Origin of the sequence: Marinobacter segnicrescens, from assembly GCF_900111555.1 — a bacterium.
Taxonomy (GTDB): domain Bacteria; phylum Pseudomonadota; class Gammaproteobacteria; order Pseudomonadales; family Oleiphilaceae; genus Marinobacter; species Marinobacter segnicrescens.
In genome coordinates this window covers 41,141-55,223 of sequence record NZ_FOHZ01000019.1, presented here as the reverse complement: position 1 = coordinate 55,223, position 14,083 = coordinate 41,141, and the positions used below count along the sequence as shown (strand labels likewise).

The 14,083-nt window shown below is 57.1% G+C and carries 24 protein-coding genes; 13 read left to right on the top strand and 11 right to left on the bottom strand.

Annotation, left to right across the window (positions count from 1 at the left end; translation table 11 throughout):
- The 3 genes from tnpA to BM036_RS15355 all read right to left on the bottom strand — a co-directional run.
- Positions 1-548: IS66-like element accessory protein TnpA (tnpA, locus tag BM036_RS20205; protein WP_218144821.1), on the bottom strand; the 548-nt coding region annotated here is incomplete at its 3' end.
- Between the two features lie 56 nt (positions 549-604).
- A complete protein-coding gene (locus BM036_RS15360) occupies positions 605-865 on the bottom strand; it encodes a CcdB family protein (RefSeq protein WP_091853972.1) in 261 nt (86 codons plus the stop codon).
- The gene (locus BM036_RS15355) at positions 865-1,110 is read right to left on the bottom strand and encodes a type II toxin-antitoxin system CcdA family antitoxin (RefSeq protein WP_091853970.1); all 246 of its coding nucleotides are present in this window, start codon (positions 1,108-1,110) and stop codon (positions 865-867) included. Before BM036_RS15355 ends, BM036_RS15360 begins: the two co-directional genes overlap by 1 nt.
- Positions 1,111-1,298: 188 nt before the next feature.
- Between BM036_RS15355 and BM036_RS15350 the strand changes: the two genes are divergently transcribed.
- The 10 genes from BM036_RS15350 (at position 1,299) to BM036_RS15305 (ending at position 4,961) form a co-directional block, all read left to right on the top strand.
- Positions 1,299-1,610 carry a type II toxin-antitoxin system RelE/ParE family toxin gene (locus BM036_RS15350; RefSeq protein ID WP_091853968.1) on the top strand — a complete coding sequence of 104 codons (312 nt, stop codon included), beginning with the start codon at positions 1,299-1,301 and terminating at the stop codon, positions 1,608-1,610.
- Positions 1,603-1,890: a helix-turn-helix domain-containing protein gene (locus BM036_RS15345; protein ID WP_012137897.1), complete on the top strand. Its 288-nt coding sequence runs from the start codon at positions 1,603-1,605 to the stop codon at positions 1,888-1,890. Before BM036_RS15350 ends, BM036_RS15345 begins: the two co-directional genes overlap by 8 nt.
- A gap of 160 nt (positions 1,891-2,050) precedes the next feature.
- Positions 2,051-2,293, top strand: coding sequence for a type II toxin-antitoxin system Phd/YefM family antitoxin (locus BM036_RS15340; RefSeq protein ID WP_058092928.1), 243 nt, complete (start codon positions 2,051-2,053; stop codon positions 2,291-2,293).
- Positions 2,290-2,553 (top strand): Txe/YoeB family addiction module toxin, encoded by a 264-nt coding sequence (locus BM036_RS15335; RefSeq protein WP_091853965.1) that lies wholly within the window; start codon positions 2,290-2,292, stop codon positions 2,551-2,553. Before BM036_RS15340 ends, BM036_RS15335 begins: the two co-directional genes overlap by 4 nt.
- Positions 2,554-2,695: 142 nt before the next feature.
- A complete protein-coding gene (locus tag BM036_RS15330) occupies positions 2,696-2,953 on the top strand; it encodes a type II toxin-antitoxin system Phd/YefM family antitoxin (RefSeq protein WP_091853963.1) in 258 nt (85 codons plus the stop codon).
- On the top strand, positions 2,941-3,243 hold the full coding sequence (locus BM036_RS15325; RefSeq protein WP_091853961.1) for a type II toxin-antitoxin system RelE/ParE family toxin: 303 nt from the start codon (positions 2,941-2,943) through the stop codon (positions 3,241-3,243). The genes BM036_RS15330 and BM036_RS15325 overlap by 13 nt, the downstream gene beginning before the upstream one ends.
- 148 nt (positions 3,244-3,391) lie before the next feature.
- On the top strand, positions 3,392-3,616 hold the full coding sequence (locus BM036_RS15320) for an addiction module protein (RefSeq protein WP_091853959.1): 225 nt from the start codon (positions 3,392-3,394) through the stop codon (positions 3,614-3,616).
- Positions 3,613-3,906 carry a type II toxin-antitoxin system RelE/ParE family toxin gene (locus BM036_RS15315; RefSeq protein ID WP_091853957.1) on the top strand — a complete coding sequence of 98 codons (294 nt, stop codon included), beginning with the start codon at positions 3,613-3,615 and terminating at the stop codon, positions 3,904-3,906. The genes BM036_RS15320 and BM036_RS15315 overlap by 4 nt, the downstream gene beginning before the upstream one ends.
- A gap of 83 nt (positions 3,907-3,989) precedes the next feature.
- A complete protein-coding gene (locus BM036_RS15310) occupies positions 3,990-4,406 on the top strand; it encodes a VOC family protein (protein WP_091853955.1) in 417 nt (138 codons plus the stop codon).
- 138 nt (positions 4,407-4,544) lie between these two features.
- Positions 4,545-4,961 (top strand): GFA family protein, encoded by a 417-nt coding sequence (locus tag BM036_RS15305; protein WP_342714483.1) that lies wholly within the window; start codon positions 4,545-4,547, stop codon positions 4,959-4,961.
- Positions 4,962-5,021: 60 nt separating this feature from the next.
- On the opposite strand, the gene BM036_RS15300 is transcribed toward BM036_RS15305, so the two are convergent.
- Positions 5,022-5,468 carry a DUF4124 domain-containing protein gene (locus BM036_RS15300; protein WP_177186078.1) on the bottom strand — a complete coding sequence of 149 codons (447 nt, stop codon included), beginning with the start codon at positions 5,466-5,468 and terminating at the stop codon, positions 5,022-5,024.
- A 124-nt stretch (positions 5,469-5,592) separates the two neighbouring features.
- Here BM036_RS15300 and BM036_RS15295 point away from each other — a divergent pair, with 124 nt between their 5' ends.
- Both BM036_RS15295 and BM036_RS15290 read left to right on the top strand, forming a co-directional pair.
- Positions 5,593-6,624, top strand: coding sequence for a DUF2157 domain-containing protein (locus BM036_RS15295; protein ID WP_091853951.1), 1,032 nt, complete (start codon positions 5,593-5,595; stop codon positions 6,622-6,624).
- 86 nt (positions 6,625-6,710) lie between these two features.
- Positions 6,711-7,976, top strand: coding sequence for an esterase/lipase family protein (locus tag BM036_RS15290; RefSeq protein WP_091853949.1), 1,266 nt, complete (start codon positions 6,711-6,713; stop codon positions 7,974-7,976).
- Positions 7,977-8,066: 90 nt separating this feature from the next.
- Here the strand turns inward: BM036_RS15290 and BM036_RS15285 are convergent, their stop codons facing one another.
- The 4 genes from BM036_RS15285 to BM036_RS15270 form a co-directional block, all read right to left on the bottom strand.
- Positions 8,067-8,654 (bottom strand): sigma-70 family RNA polymerase sigma factor, encoded by a 588-nt coding sequence (locus BM036_RS15285; protein WP_177186077.1) that lies wholly within the window; start codon positions 8,652-8,654, stop codon positions 8,067-8,069.
- Positions 8,647-9,099 carry an ArsI/CadI family heavy metal resistance metalloenzyme gene (locus tag BM036_RS15280; RefSeq protein WP_091853946.1) on the bottom strand — a complete coding sequence of 151 codons (453 nt, stop codon included), beginning with the start codon at positions 9,097-9,099 and terminating at the stop codon, positions 8,647-8,649. Before BM036_RS15280 ends, BM036_RS15285 begins: the two co-directional genes overlap by 8 nt.
- Positions 9,100-9,193: 94 nt before the next feature.
- On the bottom strand, positions 9,194-9,631 hold the full coding sequence (locus BM036_RS15275) for a nucleoside deaminase (RefSeq protein WP_091853944.1): 438 nt from the start codon (positions 9,629-9,631) through the stop codon (positions 9,194-9,196).
- A 109-nt stretch (positions 9,632-9,740) separates the two neighbouring features.
- Complete coding sequence (locus BM036_RS15270) at positions 9,741-11,435, bottom strand: sensor domain-containing diguanylate cyclase (protein ID WP_091853942.1); 1,695 nt, start codon at positions 11,433-11,435, stop codon at positions 9,741-9,743.
- A 172-nt stretch (positions 11,436-11,607) separates the two neighbouring features.
- On the opposite strand from BM036_RS15270, the gene BM036_RS15265 reads away from it, so the two are divergent.
- Positions 11,608-12,276: a DNA-3-methyladenine glycosylase I gene (locus tag BM036_RS15265; protein ID WP_091853939.1), complete on the top strand. Its 669-nt coding sequence runs from the start codon at positions 11,608-11,610 to the stop codon at positions 12,274-12,276.
- A gap of 5 nt (positions 12,277-12,281) precedes the next feature.
- Here BM036_RS15265 and BM036_RS15260 read toward each other — a convergent pair whose 3' ends face one another.
- The 3 genes from BM036_RS15260 to BM036_RS15250 all read right to left on the bottom strand — a co-directional run bounded on the left by BM036_RS15260 (position 12,282) and on the right by BM036_RS15250 (position 14,056).
- Complete coding sequence (locus BM036_RS15260; RefSeq protein WP_091853937.1) at positions 12,282-12,563, bottom strand: YebG family protein; 282 nt, start codon at positions 12,561-12,563, stop codon at positions 12,282-12,284.
- A gap of 90 nt (positions 12,564-12,653) precedes the next feature.
- Positions 12,654-13,688 carry a serine hydrolase domain-containing protein gene (locus BM036_RS15255; protein ID WP_091853935.1) on the bottom strand — a complete coding sequence of 345 codons (1,035 nt, stop codon included), beginning with the start codon at positions 13,686-13,688 and terminating at the stop codon, positions 12,654-12,656.
- A gap of 80 nt (positions 13,689-13,768) precedes the next feature.
- Positions 13,769-14,056 carry a PAAR domain-containing protein gene (locus BM036_RS15250; RefSeq protein ID WP_091853933.1) on the bottom strand — a complete coding sequence of 96 codons (288 nt, stop codon included), beginning with the start codon at positions 14,054-14,056 and terminating at the stop codon, positions 13,769-13,771.
- Positions 14,057-14,083: the final 27 nt, after the last annotated feature.

The following is a 14,083-nucleotide window of genomic DNA, read 5'->3' as shown; positions in this document are numbered from 1 at the left end:
AACCAGATGCCCAAGCCATCATGGATCAAGACCTTCATCCGGTTGCCCCGTTTGTTGGCGAAAAGGTAGGCGCAATGGGGCCTGGCCGAACCAAAGACCTGAATAACCCGAGCCAGGGCTTTGTCGGGCCCGGCCCGCATATCCAGAGGTTCGGTGGCCAGCCAGATCTCGTCGATGCGGATCATCCCAACAGGTCCCGGAGCAAAGCAGCACATTGATGGGCCTGCTCCGCAGGCCACTCCACTACAACCGCACCGCCGGGGGCGGGGAATCTCGATGCGGATGGTGCTACGCTTGTCCGAGACCGACGGGTTGCTCGGTGCTGAGGTTGCCGCTGGCAGTTTGACCGGTACAAATCCCGGTGTTTTATCCGCTCGCTGCGCTTCACTCATCCAGCGCCGGACCATGTTGGCGTTGAGGCCGTTATCCAGGGCGATCCGGGAAACGGAAGCACCGGGTTCCAGGCATTTGGCGACAATCTGCGCTTTGAATTCGCGGGAAAAACGGCGACGGCGTTGGTAGGGCTTGGTTACGCTTAATTCGTTCATGTTAAGTGTCCACTAGAAAATAAGTGGACACTATCCTGACGGCGGCAGCGCCTGGCTCAAGATGGGATTACCGGACGCTTACGTTTTTCAGGCACGGAGGAAATTTGCGGAGTTAACAGCAACAGCTCCTGATCGGCAAAGCTGATTTCGGGAGTGAGCCCTTGCATGACTTCGTCACCGAAGGCAGAACGTTTGCCCAGAGGGATAACAATGCGAGTTGCCAAATCGCTCAGAAGGCTGCTTTGAATATCCACAAGGTAAGGGTAGTGAGCCTTGCTGATTTTGCTCGGGTTGGGGTACACATCGAACTGTGCCATCAGAACTCCCTGAATTCGTCGCCGAAGCATCCATGTTGTTCGACGAAATCGTTATAGCTTTTTATCGCAGCGCGATTTTCTTCAACCCATTGAGCGGCTTCGCGTTTCGAAAGCTCTTCTTTCAGAGCTCGTTCCAGGGTGGCAGACAAATTAATGTTCAGTTCCCGGGTTTTACGCAGCAGATCGCTGTTGATTGAGAGGTTCGCTGCTTTTTTGGGGGCGGCTGAATTATAGAGTTCGGCCATGAGGGCCTCCGAGAAGGTCTAAAAGACACCATTTTATCTTATGCGCATGACCATGCGCATGCAAGCATTTAACCAATGGCTGTTGTCAGACGCGCCTGCGCTGGCGCTCCGGCACGCCGCAAAGCCAGGGCGTTACACCTTATTGATCTTGCCTTGACGATAGTACGGCAACGCCGTATATTTTGGCAATGCTATTCATCGAAACCTCAACGTTCACCAAGCTATTGCCGAACTACCTCACGGACGAGGAATATCGTGGGCTTCGAACCTACCTCTTGCAGAAGCCGGATGCCGGGGATCTAATCAAAGGCTCTGGTGGCGTTCGTAAAGTTCGATGGGCACCAGCGGGTTCGGGAAAGAGCGGTGGTATCAGAGCCATTTACTACTGGAAGAAGTCTGACCACGAGATATGGATGCTCACGCTGTACAGTAAATCAGAGCGCGTCAGCATTCCTGGCCATACGCTCAAGCAGATAGCGGAGGCAATCAAAAATGGGTGACAGGAACCTTGGGGCAGAGATTCTTGATGGCATCAATGAAATCAAGCAGTTCAAGAAGGGTAAATTGGCTCTACGAACCCATGAGCTATCAGAGCCCTCACCGCCTAAAGTGATCAGGCTGAAGTTGAACATGTCGCAATCTGCGTTTGCCGGTCTTATGGGCGTGAGTGTGCGAACCCTTCAGGATTGGGAGCAGGGTCGGCGTGAACCGCAGGGGCCTGCGGTTGCGCTTCTGCGCATTGCTGAGCAACACCCGGAAGTTTTCAATCAGCTTCACTGACCAAAGTGAGGTGTAACCAGGCCATGCACCGGATGCCAAACCCTCTGCTTCGCTGCGGTTTTGTCACCGGTGATGGCGGGCGTTATGCAATACGTTCGTCTTGACGTACGTACCCAAAAGCGTACACTTAATTAAAAGTTAAACACGCAAGAGGTGCGTCATGACCGGAATCACAGCAACTGAGGCGCGCAGTAACCTTTATCGGTTGATCGATGAGACTGCCGAGTCCCACCAACCAATCGTCATCATGGGTAAGCGGAACAAAGCTGTTCTGGTTTCCGAGGAAGACTGGTCTGCAATTCAGGAAACACTTTACCTGCTCTCCGTACCAGGTATGCGGGAGTCTATTCGTGAGGGGATGGATACCCCCGTGGATGAATGCGATGAGGAGCTGGACTGGTGACATGGAAGTTGGTTTACACCAAGCAAGCCCAGAAAGATGCAAAGAAGTTGGCTTCCAGCGGCCTTAAACCAAAAGCTCAGGAACTTTTAGCGCTGATAGCGGAAGATCCATACCGTAAGCCGCCTCCGTTTGAGAAGCTCATTGGTGATCTTTCGGGGGCCTATTCACGCCGCATTAATATTCAACATCGTCTGGTTTATCAGGTACTGGAAGACGAGCGGGTGGTGAAAGTTCTCAGGCTCTGGAGCCACTACGAATAATGCATAACCAGCCTCTGTTGCCGGACAATTTTTCCACCGCAGCGCGGCTCCAAAATTGCCGCAAAGTTTCGCGTTAGCTGTGATTGCCCCACCTGAAAAGTGATACTATAGTGGCACTGTTAGTCTGATTCAGGGTGAGCCCATGAAAGTTGAGCTGGTTACGAACCTCAAGCGCCAAGCCACAAAGATTCTGGCAGATCTGCACCTGACTAAAGAGCCGATACTGATCACGGAGCACGGTCAGCCATCCGCATACCTTGTCGATGTGCAAGATTACGAGTTTATGCAGCGCCGACTTGAGCTGCTTGAGGGGCTCTCACGAGGAGAGCGGGCTGTACTTGAGGGAAGAACGTACAGTCAAAGTGAGGCCATGGAAAAAATGAGTAAATGGCTGAAGTAATCTGGACGGAGCCCGCCCTTCAAGAACTGGATGCGATCGCTGAGTACATTGCTCTGGATAATCCTGCAGCCGCAAGTCACCTGGTCCAAGAAGTTTTCGATAAGACCGAGCGCTTGGAAGATTTTCCCCAATCCGGACGGATTCCACCAGAGCTCCCTAATTCAGTATACAGGGAGATAGTGGTTCCACCGTGTCGCATTTTTTATCGTGAGGATGATAAGAGAGTTCTCATTCTCTATGTCATGCGAGAGGAGCGACAGCTTCGGGCGTACATGCTTGGGAACAGCTAACCAGGCGCGGCACTCGGATGCCTTTGTCTCCGCTTCGCTACGTCAAAGTCACCGGTGCGCTTCGGCGTTAAAGCTGAAAAGCCGAGTCGTGGCACCTGGTAGCCATCCGTGTCAAAATTGAGTGATATGTGAACGAGAGGTTTTGTCCATGAATCTCCAGAAAATTGAAGACGAGGCGCTCCACCTCCCTAAAGAGGAGCGAGCCCAGTTGATCCAGCGACTGGTGTTGAGTCTGGAGTCTCCGTCAGAAGAAGAGCTCAGGTCCGATTGGTTGCTTGAGGCGCGGCGCAGGGGTGAAGAGCTCGACAATGGCACAGTTCAGGCTGTGTCTGGTGAGGATGTCATGAGGAAGGCTAGAGCACTGATTAAATGAACTATTCTTTTCACCCGGCAGCGGAAGCCGAGTTCCTGGAATCAGTTGGTTATTATGAATCAAAAGTTCCGGGATTGGGTGGTGCCTTTATAGAGGAATTTGAGGCCCTGGCCAATTTAATTGGCGAGTCACCAAAAGCCTGGCAAGCTGAGTTGCCGCCAGATATTCGTAGAGCGCCCCTTCACAGGTTTCCCTTGTCTATCGTTTACCGAGAGAGCCATGATGGTTTTCAGGTTCTGGCTGTTGCCCATGACCGCCGGCGTCCGCAGTACTGGCTGGGAAGGCTTTAACAATCGGCTGCACAGCGACTGATTTTCCGCCGCTTCGCGGCTCTAAACCGGCGCGTGAGCCTGGCGTTATGCAAGGAGGAATCATGAAGCCACGGATTAGTATGATCACTCTGGGCGTGGGTGATATACAGCGGTCGATTGAGTTCTATGAAAGGGGCCTTGGCTTTCCCCGAATGGACTCTCCGCCGGAGGTAGCCTTTTTTACTTTGAACGGCACATGGCTGGGTTTGTACGGTCGTGACGCACTAGCGGAAGATGCGCAGGTAGGTGCAGTTTCCGGTGGCTTCGCTGGGTTCAGTCTGGCGCACAATGTAAGTTCAGAAGGTGAAGTTGACCAGGTCATGTCTCAGGCTGCTTCCGCGGGCGCTGTTGTCACGAAGTCCGCGCGAAAGACGGAGTGGGGTGGCTATGCAGGCTACTTTTCAGACCCTGACGGCTATCTTTGGGAAGTCGCACATAATCCATTGTTCTGGGTCGGTCCTTCCGATAAACCCGCATAACCAGTTGCAGCCGTTTGCCGCTAATCTCATTCGTTAAATGTTTAGAGGGATCTATGGCAGGGTGCGGGTCGCAAAGGTGAAGCGTGAGTATGGCATTAACCAGCCATTCATGTTCGTTCTGCACTTCCCTCTCAGGCCATGGAAGGGGTTCTGATGACTGCTCATTTCGGCTCTTGTCTGTGTGGCACCGTAAGCTTTGAGGTAACAGGTGATTTCGAAAGCTTCTACCTGTGCCATTGTCAACACTGCCAAAAAGATACAGGTTCGGCTCATGCCGCAAATCTGTTCTCGCATTCCGCTACATTGGTCTGGCAGTCGGGTGCAGATGCGGTGACTTGCTTTACGCTGCCAGGCACTCGTCATCACAAATGCTTCTGCAAGTTGTGTGGCTCAGCATTGCCGAGCACTCAGATCGCAGGTTTGCTTGTCGTTCCGGCAGGGTGTTTGGACACTGAAATCCCTATGTTGCCAACGGCGCACATCTTCTCATCCAGCAAAGCCGTATGGGATGAGGGATTAGAGGATGTGCCAAAGTTCGAGGGTCTGCCAGGTTGAACCACCGCAGCTAATCGGTGGCTGTATTCAGACGCGCCTGCGCTGCCGTTCTGCCGCAGATCAGGCACCGCACTCGCTTTGAACCCTCGCCGTGAACTCACGACGAAGACGCTCGTTCTCCTCGTCGTCCACGTACACCCGTTCGCCGTCGTTGTTGATCCGGTAAATCTTCGACACGCTTTTCAGATACTTCAGGCGGCCGCGCAATTGCTCGCAGCGGGCTTGCCGCTCTTCGGCCGCAGCTTCCTGGCGGGCCTTCGCCTCGTTACGCTCGGCCCGCTGTTTCTCACTCTGTTCCAGGAATTCGTTCACCCTTGCTTTACGTGCACGAGCAGCGGCGTCCTCGTCTACCGGCGCCGGGGTCACTTTGACTTCATCGGAAACGGCGCCCGCCGGTGGCCGGTCGCCAAAATGCGTCTGGCCGTTTTCATCGACCCAGCGGTAGGTGCCTGCTAAGGCGGCGACAGGGGTAGCAAGAAGGCAAAGCAACAGCAGGAAAACGTTCATGGGTTCCCGGTCCTTGAGTGTATAAGTCCTTTTTGAGGATGTTACCTCGAATATTACTGTCTGATTGAGCTACATTCGAGGTTTTCCGGCCACTGACCGCCAAGGACAAGGAGCGCCCACCACCATGAAAATAACCAGGAAACACCTCAACGACGCGGTCAGTGAGCAGATCCTTACCTCGCAGCAGGCAGACCGGCTGTATGACTTCCTGGGGCAACAGCCCGGCGTGGGCCCAGCGTTCAACCTCACCAACGTGCTTTACTACCTTGGTGGTCTGATTGCCATCGGTGCCATGACGCTGTTCATGAATCTGGGCTGGGAGGCCTTTGGTGGTTGGGGCATTTTCTTTATCTCGCTGCTGTATGCCGGCGTGGGACTGCTACTGACCGGGCGCTTCCGGTCCATGGACCTGGCCATCCCTGCCGGCATCTGTGCGACCTTTGTGGTAGCACTGACGCCGCTGGCCATCTACGGGTTGCAGTTAGCCCTGGGCGTATGGCCGGATGACAGTGTTTACCGGGACTATCACCGCTACATTCGCTGGCACTGGCTCTATATGGAGATGGGCACACTGGCTGTCGGGGTTGTGCTGGCCTGGATCTATCGCTATTCCTTTATGATCATGCCCATCGCGGTTACCCTCTGGTACCTGTCGATGGATGTTGCCGCCATGCTGATGACCGGGTATTACGACTTCCAGTTCCGTGCGCTGTTCTCCATGTACTTTGGCCTGTTGATGACGCTGACCGCCTTCTGGGTGGATTTCCGATCCCGGTCAACAGCGGATTACGCCTTCTGGCTGTATATCTTTGGTGTTCTGACTTTCTGGGGCGGGATGACGGCGCAGGATTCGAGCAGCGAGTTGTCCCGTTTTCTCTATTTCTCCATCAACCTTCTGATGATCACTATCGGCGTGGTGATTGTCCGGCGGGTCTTCGTAGTCTTCGGCGCGCTGGGTGTGTGTTTTTACCTTGGCCACCTGGCGTGGGAGGTTTTCGAGGATAGCTGGTTTTTCCCGATGGCACTCACGGCCATCGGCCTGCTGATCATCTACCTCGGAGTTTTGTGGCAGAAGAATGAGGAGCCGATTTCCCGGAAAGCCCGGTCTGTGTTGCCAGCCGGGCTCCGGGAGTTGCTGGCAGCCCGGTCTGACTGACACTTTCGGGGACCGTGCTATATTGGGTTCGCACTCCCGCCTCGCTGGCCATGACTGGCCAGCCCATGCGCACAGGAAAGACCGACATGAGCACCGAACGCAGCTCTGATACCACCGGTAGTTCCCCGCGCGAGCCGGGCAATAAGCTGTCTCACCCGCCCCGTTCAGCCGACCTGATCGGTACCAGCCGGCTGATCATTGACGCCTTCGACGGGGTAACAGACATTGTCGAGGTGATGCACCGCAATATTTCCGGGCTCGCGCCGATTATTGGCCCCGGGCGGCCCGGCCCGACCAGGGGGATCACCGGCCTTGTCTACCGCAACATCCGTCGGGTCTCCGCCCTGACCGGCCAGGGCCTTGAGTTCACCCTCAGCCGGTTCGCCCCCATGCTCGCCAACCAGGAATCGACCGCACGGAGGGAGGCCCTTTTAGCCGCCATCAACGGCGTACTCGGGGACTACCTGGTGGCCTCTGCCAATCCTTTGGCGATTCCCATGGAACTGCGATACGGCGGAAGGCGCTTAATGCTGGAGCACCAGGCACTGCTTGCGACCATTCCGCACCCGTCGAACCGCCTGCTGGTCATGGTTCACGGCCTGTGTATGAACGACCGGCAGTGGTTCCGTAACGGCCATGATCATGGCAAGGCGCTGGCCCACGATCTTGGCTTTACACCCTTGTATCTGCGCTACAACAGCGGGCTTGCGGTGCTGGAGAACGGTCGGGATTTCGCCCTGATGCTGGAAGCGCTGATCAGCGAATGGCCGGTACCCGTTGAGAAGCTGGTGATCGTCGGGCACAGCATGGGCGGACTTGTCACCCGCAGCGCGTGCCTGCAGGCGCAGCACGCCGGCTACCACTGGCCAACCCGACTCCGGAAAGTGGTTTTCCTCGGCACCCCTCATCAGGGCGCACCACTGGAACAGCTGGGGAATGGGCTGGAATTCCTTCTGGGGGTCAGCCCTTACAGCGCGCCGATTGGCCGACTTGGCAATATTCGGAGTGCCGGCATCCGTGATCTCCGTGAGGGTACTATTGGCCAGGTTACCGGCCCGGAGCCCGGGAGCAGAAAAGCACCAGAAATCCCTCCCCCCGGCACCCGCTACTACGCTGTTGCGGCAACCATTCGGTCTTCCCCGGCCGCTGCCAGCACGTTGATCCCCGGGGATGGCCTGGTCCCGCTCAGGAGCGCACTTGGCCAGCACCGTGACCCTGCGCGCTGCCTGCCTATCCCGGAATCCCGACAGGCAGTTTTTAATGGCCTGAACCATTTCGACCTGCTCGATAGCCAACCGGTTTACCAGTGCCTGCTGGGATGGGTGACTGAAGACGGAAGCCCTGAAAGTTGAACGGACCGGGTTTTCAACAGGAGGCCGGAAGTTATGGCTGACGACCTCCAAGACATGATGTCGTTTATTGCGGGATCCAATGCGTACCGACTATTGTCGCCGGTAGTACTCGAGGACCTCCCCGCTCCGCGCTGCTTCTACGTGACAACATTCGAGCACTTTTTCCCGGAGCAAGGCCCTGCCCCGGCTGACCCGGCTTTTGGCTGCCGACGGCGACAACCCGGTTTCGCGGGCCCAGGCCGCCACACTGCGGCCTTCAATGGCGGTGGCCAGGAGGGCCTCACTGTATTTTCCGGGCAACTGGTCGATAAACGGCCTGAGGCAAAGTGCAAGGGTTTGTTCAGGGGGCAGTGAGAAAGGCTCCCCCGCCTCAAGATCGTTGGGTATCACTTCGACGGGGCGTTGACGACGGTAGTGGTCAATCAAGGTGTTACGAGCAACACGATACAGCCAGGCCGAAATATTGGCAGGCTGTTCACCTTCCTCGAGCGCCCGGGTTGCTTTTTCGAATACCTCGTGCAGCAGGTCTTCTGCCAGTGACGGGTCATGAACATTGGTACGCAGAAAGCCCAGCAACCCACTACGAAAGGTAAGGTAGGCATCTTCCACGCCCGTTGCGGATCGAGCGACTACCGCCCGATCCGTGGCACCGTTTGTCCCCAGGGTCTGACTATCCACAACAGGTTTTCTCCGCTCCACTGCCTGATGTTCCTGTCGGTTTATCCACGGTTTCCGCCAGCACAGGTGGACTGCCGAAGTGGCGTATTTCGCCCATGGTTACGAAGTGCTCCCAGGGCACGCCCTGAGGGTCCATGAGCCAGTGCTTTTCACTGTTTGCGTAACAGCACTGGGTTGTGCCTTCGTCCAGGATGGCGGCATCCGCATTACGAGCACGCTCGCGCAACCGGGCCAACTCATCACCATCATCCATTTGAAACCCAAAATGATCCAGCCCGGATGAGGCTCCGCGGGTTGAAATAGCGAAGTTGATGCGTGGGTCATCCAACATCCATTTGGCGTAGTCATCTTCCCGGCGACTGGGCGCCTGACCAAACAGGGTGGTATAGAACCGGATATTGGAGTCCAAGTCCTGGACTGACAGGTGCACATGAAAGCGTTTCATCAGATATCTCCGTCTCGTCATTGGTTTGCTGTATCGCTACAGGTAAGACGCAGAGACATCCGGATGGTCGCAGAATTTTCCAATCACCCGCCTTTCACACTCCGATATCCTCGTTCCATAACTCGGGGTTCTCCCGGATAAATTGCTCCATCAGTGCGATGCAGTCCGGGTCATCCAGGACCTCCAGCTCCACACCACGGCTTATCAGCAGGTCTTCTTCACCCCGGAAGCTTTTGTTTTCGCCAATGACCACATGGGGGATGCCATAAAGCAGGATGGCGCCGGAGCACATGGCGCAGGGGGACAGGGTGGTATACAGGGTTGAGCGGGCGTAGACAGCGGCCGGGTGACGACCGGCGTTCTCCAGGGCGTCCATTTCCCCGTGGCGGATAGCACTGCCCAGCTGTACCCGCTGGTTACGACCTGAACCCAGCACCTTGCCATCGCACACCAGTACAGAACCAATGGGAATGCCGCCCTCCGCCATGCCTGCCTCGGCTTCAGCCATTGCCAGTTCCATAAATCGGTCCATAGTGCCTCCGCTATCGGTGGGGTTGTATCGAAGATAGCACACAGCAGTTCACCAGGGCCGGTGTGTTGCGAAAGGCTATCCCGTGCCCTGGCATGGCACCTGGGAGGCATTAATCGACCGTTTCCACCCTGTTGCGGCCTTTCTCCTTGGCCCAGTAAAGGGCCTGATCTGCTCTCTGGATCAGTGAGTTTTCGGGTTCCTGCAGCTTGAGCTCCGCGACACCGATACTGACGGTGATCGGCCCCAGGGGAGACGCCACATCGCTGGCTATGGCAACCCTCAGGCGTTCGGCAAGTTCTTGGGCCTCACCAAGCGCCGTTTCCGGTGTAAGCACAGCAAACTCCTCACCACCCCAGCGGCAGACAATATCGCTCTCCCGGGCAAGCTGTCTCAGCAGGTTCGCCACCTGACGCAGCAGCTCGTCGCCAACGGTATGCCCGCACTGGTCATTCACCGGTTTGAAATGGTCAATGTCCAGGAACAGCAGGGAAAGGGGGCGCCGGTAACGGGCAGCGGTGGCAATGGCGCCCTTGAGCAAGCGGTCGAACCCCCGGCGATTATAGATGTGGGTCAAGTGGTCCCGCTCCGCCGTCCTGCGTTCGGTAAGGTCCCGGACCAGGGCATAAAACCCCATTACGGTGTCGTTGGCGTCATAAACCGGGATGTACTCGGCTTCAACCGGTCGGGGCCCGCCCCTGGAATAGGGGACCGTCATCTCAAAGCGCACTCGCTCCCCGGCCAGGGCTGTGTCCACATAGTGTCGTATTTTGTTGAAGGCGGTTTCGCCCAAAACGTCTTCAACCTTCCTGCCAAGTATCTGGTCCGGATGAACATCGAACCACCGGCTGTAGGCGGCGTTGATTTCGCCATAGCGATACTGGTTGTCCACAAACGAAATCAATATCGGCAGTGCATCGACCAGCAGGGTGCGGCGGTCCTGCTCACTCTTGAACTGGCGCGCATCATACAATGAGGCTGCCAGCACATGGCTGGCCATTTCCAGCAGTTTCAGCTGGTCACGCTGAAAGGCGCCGGGCTCACTGGAGTATACCTTCAGGGCGCCAAAACAATGATCGGCATGGAGCAGGGGCACCAGCATGCCCGAACGGAAACCGGCCTGTTCGGCCTTGTCCTGGTCGACACGGCTATCCAGGTGTACATCCGCACAGAAAATCGGGATCTGTGCCTTGTAGCAGGTTCCTGACAGACTGGCGTCCACTGGTAACCGAAAACCTGCCACCGACCGTGCCCGGCCTGCAACGGCGGTGTACACCAGCATGTCCCCTTGCACTTCCTCGACCGCTGCCGCTTCGGCAGCGGTTGCATCCATGGCTACATCGACCACTTTCTGGCGTAGTACCCTCAGGTCAAGGCCTGCTGTGCTCACCTTGCGCTGCATACTGGCGAGGAGCTCAAGCTGCGCCTGCCGATGTTCCAGCGCACGAGGCTGGGTGAGGTCACGCAGGACGGCAATACGATAAGCGGGGGATTCGGCCGACGCCGGGGAACGGATCGACCACTCCACGTGAAGCGGCGCGCCACCCTTGCGATAATTCAAAACCTCGGTGGGTGTGGTGTTACCCGACCGGAATATGCCCTGCCAGTCGGCAGGCGTGTCCTTACCTTCCAGCAGCGCCGGTGTCTTGCCTAACACCTCGGAAGCCGAATAACCGGTAATGGCGTAAAAGGCTGCATTGGCGTAAACAATCGTTAACGACGGATAGGGCCCGGTAATGAGCACTCCGTCTGATACCGTTTCCAGAGCGGCCTCAAGCACCGTTGTATCTTTAATGGCAGAAGTCATTGCGGTGTCGCCAGTGCAGGCTAAAGCTGTTGATACGTAGTCACTATATACACCTAAAGTCAAAATAACACAGACAATGACTTGAGAACCCCAGAAAGAAGCAGGGCCAGGCTGCCTTTACCGCTCAGCACTTTCCGGTTAGTGTTCAGCGAGCACTGACCGGGGAGACACCATGAGTTTTGCCGCCATCCATGAACGGGCCATTTCACGCAAGGGTGGCCCGGATAGTCTGAGCGCCCTGCTACCGCGAGTCGCTACGCCGGACGAACTGACCAGCCTGGGCGATGATCGTTACCTGGCCGAACTTACCCGCTGCGTGTTCCGGGCCGGTTTTGTGTGGCGGGTGATCGACAACAAGTGGCCAGGCTTCGAGGCAGCCTTTGACGGCTTCGTGCCACTTTACTGGCAGCAGGTTCCGCCGGAGGTGCTGGAAAACCTGGCCGGCGATTACCGCATCGTGCGCAACCTGCAGAAAATTCGCACCGTACCCGAGAACGCCCGCATGGTGGTTGAGGCCGCCCGCGAATATGGCAGTTTCGGTAACATGCTGGCCCAGTGGCCATCCGACGACCAGGCCGGACTGCTGTTGTGGCTGAAACGCCACGGCGCCCGCCTTGGCGGCAACACCGCCCAGTACTTTCTGAGGATGGTGGGCTGGGACGGGTTTATCCTGTCACAGGATGTGCTCGCCGTGCTGCGCCTGGAAGGCCTGCTGGATGCCTCACCGGGCAGCAAAAAGGCGCTGCTGCAGGCCCAGAGTGCCTTTAATGACTGGCATCGGGAAACCGGCCTGCCCTACAGCCATCTGTCAAAGATTGCGTCCTGCAGCATCGAGCGTTAAGAGGTTCAGGCGTCTGCGGCTTCGTCTGCATTGAGGAGTTGCGGCTTCTTCAGGGCTTTCTGGAACAGGTCCTTGTTCTCGGCAATGGCCAGCGCGCAGCGATCCGCGGTCTCTTCATCCAGGCCTTCCACCTTGCGAGTAAGGAACTCCCGGATCTCCTCGGACAGTTCCAACACCTTGTCACGGGCATCGGCGTCGGCCTTGTTGGAGAACAGCAGGGTGTCAGGGTGCTTCAGTGCCATGTCCAGCCCATCCTTATCGGAGAAGTAGACTGCTTGTACCGCCATGGGAGTGCCTCGCAGTGATGGTGGGTTAATTGCTGTATGAATTTACAGTAATTATACCGCGGGCACAATGTTTGTGGGAGGGCCCAACCTTCACCGTAAGCGAGCGCTTCCCGACCGTTGCTCAACGGCAGGCAGGATGTACCGCTCCATCAGGGCATCCAGTTTCTGGGTAAACGACGGGGAGGATGGGGGCGACGGGTCCGATGTGATCACGGCGGTCACCGCCAGGTCCGGCACCACATAGAGCATCTGGCCGCCGTAGCCCCGGCCGTAGTAGACCTCATATCCGTGCAGTTTGGTCACAAACCAGCCATAGCCGTACTGGTCATCGGTATAGCGGGATTCACCTCTTGGTTGCCAGGAGGTGTTCACCCAGCCTTCAGGCAGTATCTGTACGCCGCCGTGACGACCGTCATTTCGATACAGCTCGCCGATGGCAAGCAGCGCCAGGGGTGACAGGCGCATGTCATTGCCTCCGAAGTAGATGCCCTGGGGGTCGGTTGGCCAGGAGGGAATGGTGATATCCAGCGGTTCGCCCAGCCACGACCGGGCCAGGACCAGCGTGCTTTTCCCTGTGGTTTCTGTCAGCGCGGCGGAAAGAATATGGTAGCTACCCGTGGAGTACAGCATGTCGCCACCGGGTTCATCTACAAAGGGTTGCGTCAGCGCGTGGTTGACCCAGTTGTCGCTATTCACCCAAGGACCGTAATGCGGACCAGAAGTCCGCTGCAGTCCTGCCTGCATGGAGAGCAGATGGCCGATAGTGATCTTCCGTACCCGCTGATCGGCAGCTGGCGGTACAGAGATCACCTCGGTAATCGGCTGCTCCGGTCCCTCGAAAACACCTTCCCTGACCGCCACCCCCACCAGTGCTGCCATCACCGTCTTGGACAGGGACTTGATATTGACCGCTTTATCCAGCGCCGGGCCGCGCACCACCTCGGCCAACACCGGTTCACCGTCCACGGCAACCAGCACGCCGTGGAGTCTCTCCAGGCTCCGGGCCTCCTCAACGAAGCCATCGATTTCCAGGGGGTTATCCGGGTTGCCGGCCCCCTGGGCGGCGGCGGACGCGAGTAGTAAGCCGGTGAGGGCAAGAATTCGGCGAAGCCAGTGCGGAATCATTATAGTTGCTGTCCCTGTTAGCATCATGCTTACAGCTACGACCGTACCACACTGACCGATCAGCCCCCTCCCCTGTTTGATCAGCCAACGATTACCGTCGGGTTGCCGACAACGATAGTGCCGCCATGGACGGTTTTATCGCCAACACGAGCGACCGCCTGGCCGTTGATGAATACGGATGAGGAGCCCTTGGCAATGGTGTCCGCGGGGCCGCGGCAGACGACCTTGTCGCCCACACGGGCAGCAGGCATGCCACCTATCACCACGTTGGAGGAGCCGGCCACAATGGGGCCGCCTATATGGTCTTTCTTTCCGGTTTTATCGGGACAGGTGTGATAACAACTGAGCGTTGCGGCGGGCTTGCCCATCCTGGGGTTCCTCCCTGTGTCGTCCAT

Bases quoted from the DNA above. Each gene is read 5' to 3' on its own strand.
- BM036_RS15360 (WP_091853972.1), bottom strand. From the start codon at position 865: ATGGCACAGTTCGATGTGTACCCCAACCCGAGCAAAATCAGCAAGGCT.
- BM036_RS15355 (WP_091853970.1), bottom strand. From the start codon at position 1,110: ATGGCCGAACTCTATAATTCAGCCGCCCCCAAAAAAGCAGCGAACCTC.
- BM036_RS15350 (WP_091853968.1), top strand. From the start codon at position 1,299: ATGCTATTCATCGAAACCTCAACGTTCACCAAGCTATTGCCGAACTAC.
- BM036_RS15345 (WP_012137897.1), top strand. From the start codon at position 1,603: ATGGGTGACAGGAACCTTGGGGCAGAGATTCTTGATGGCATCAATGAA.
- BM036_RS15340 (WP_058092928.1), top strand. From the start codon at position 2,051: ATGACCGGAATCACAGCAACTGAGGCGCGCAGTAACCTTTATCGGTTG.
- BM036_RS15330 (WP_091853963.1), top strand. From the start codon at position 2,696: ATGAAAGTTGAGCTGGTTACGAACCTCAAGCGCCAAGCCACAAAGATT.
- BM036_RS15325 (WP_091853961.1), top strand. From the start codon at position 2,941: ATGGCTGAAGTAATCTGGACGGAGCCCGCCCTTCAAGAACTGGATGCG.
- BM036_RS15320 (WP_091853959.1), top strand. From the start codon at position 3,392: ATGAATCTCCAGAAAATTGAAGACGAGGCGCTCCACCTCCCTAAAGAG.
- BM036_RS15315 (WP_091853957.1), top strand. From the start codon at position 3,613: ATGAACTATTCTTTTCACCCGGCAGCGGAAGCCGAGTTCCTGGAATCA.
- BM036_RS15310 (WP_091853955.1), top strand. From the start codon at position 3,990: ATGAAGCCACGGATTAGTATGATCACTCTGGGCGTGGGTGATATACAG.
- BM036_RS15305 (WP_342714483.1), top strand. From the start codon at position 4,545: ATGGAAGGGGTTCTGATGACTGCTCATTTCGGCTCTTGTCTGTGTGGC.
- BM036_RS15300 (WP_177186078.1), bottom strand. From the start codon at position 5,468: ATGAACGTTTTCCTGCTGTTGCTTTGCCTTCTTGCTACCCCTGTCGCC.
- BM036_RS15295 (WP_091853951.1), top strand. From the start codon at position 5,593: ATGAAAATAACCAGGAAACACCTCAACGACGCGGTCAGTGAGCAGATC.
- BM036_RS15290 (WP_091853949.1), top strand. From the start codon at position 6,711: ATGAGCACCGAACGCAGCTCTGATACCACCGGTAGTTCCCCGCGCGAG.
- BM036_RS15280 (WP_091853946.1), bottom strand. From the start codon at position 9,099: ATGAAACGCTTTCATGTGCACCTGTCAGTCCAGGACTTGGACTCCAAT.
- BM036_RS15275 (WP_091853944.1), bottom strand. From the start codon at position 9,631: ATGGACCGATTTATGGAACTGGCAATGGCTGAAGCCGAGGCAGGCATG.
- BM036_RS15270 (WP_091853942.1), bottom strand. From the start codon at position 11,435: ATGACTTCTGCCATTAAAGATACAACGGTGCTTGAGGCCGCTCTGGAA.
- BM036_RS15265 (WP_091853939.1), top strand. From the start codon at position 11,608: ATGAGTTTTGCCGCCATCCATGAACGGGCCATTTCACGCAAGGGTGGC.
- BM036_RS15260 (WP_091853937.1), bottom strand. From the start codon at position 12,563: ATGGCGGTACAAGCAGTCTACTTCTCCGATAAGGATGGGCTGGACATG.
- BM036_RS15255 (WP_091853935.1), bottom strand. From the start codon at position 13,688: ATGATTCCGCACTGGCTTCGCCGAATTCTTGCCCTCACCGGCTTACTA.
- BM036_RS15250 (WP_091853933.1), bottom strand. From the start codon at position 14,056: ATGGGCAAGCCCGCCGCAACGCTCAGTTGTTATCACACCTGTCCCGAT.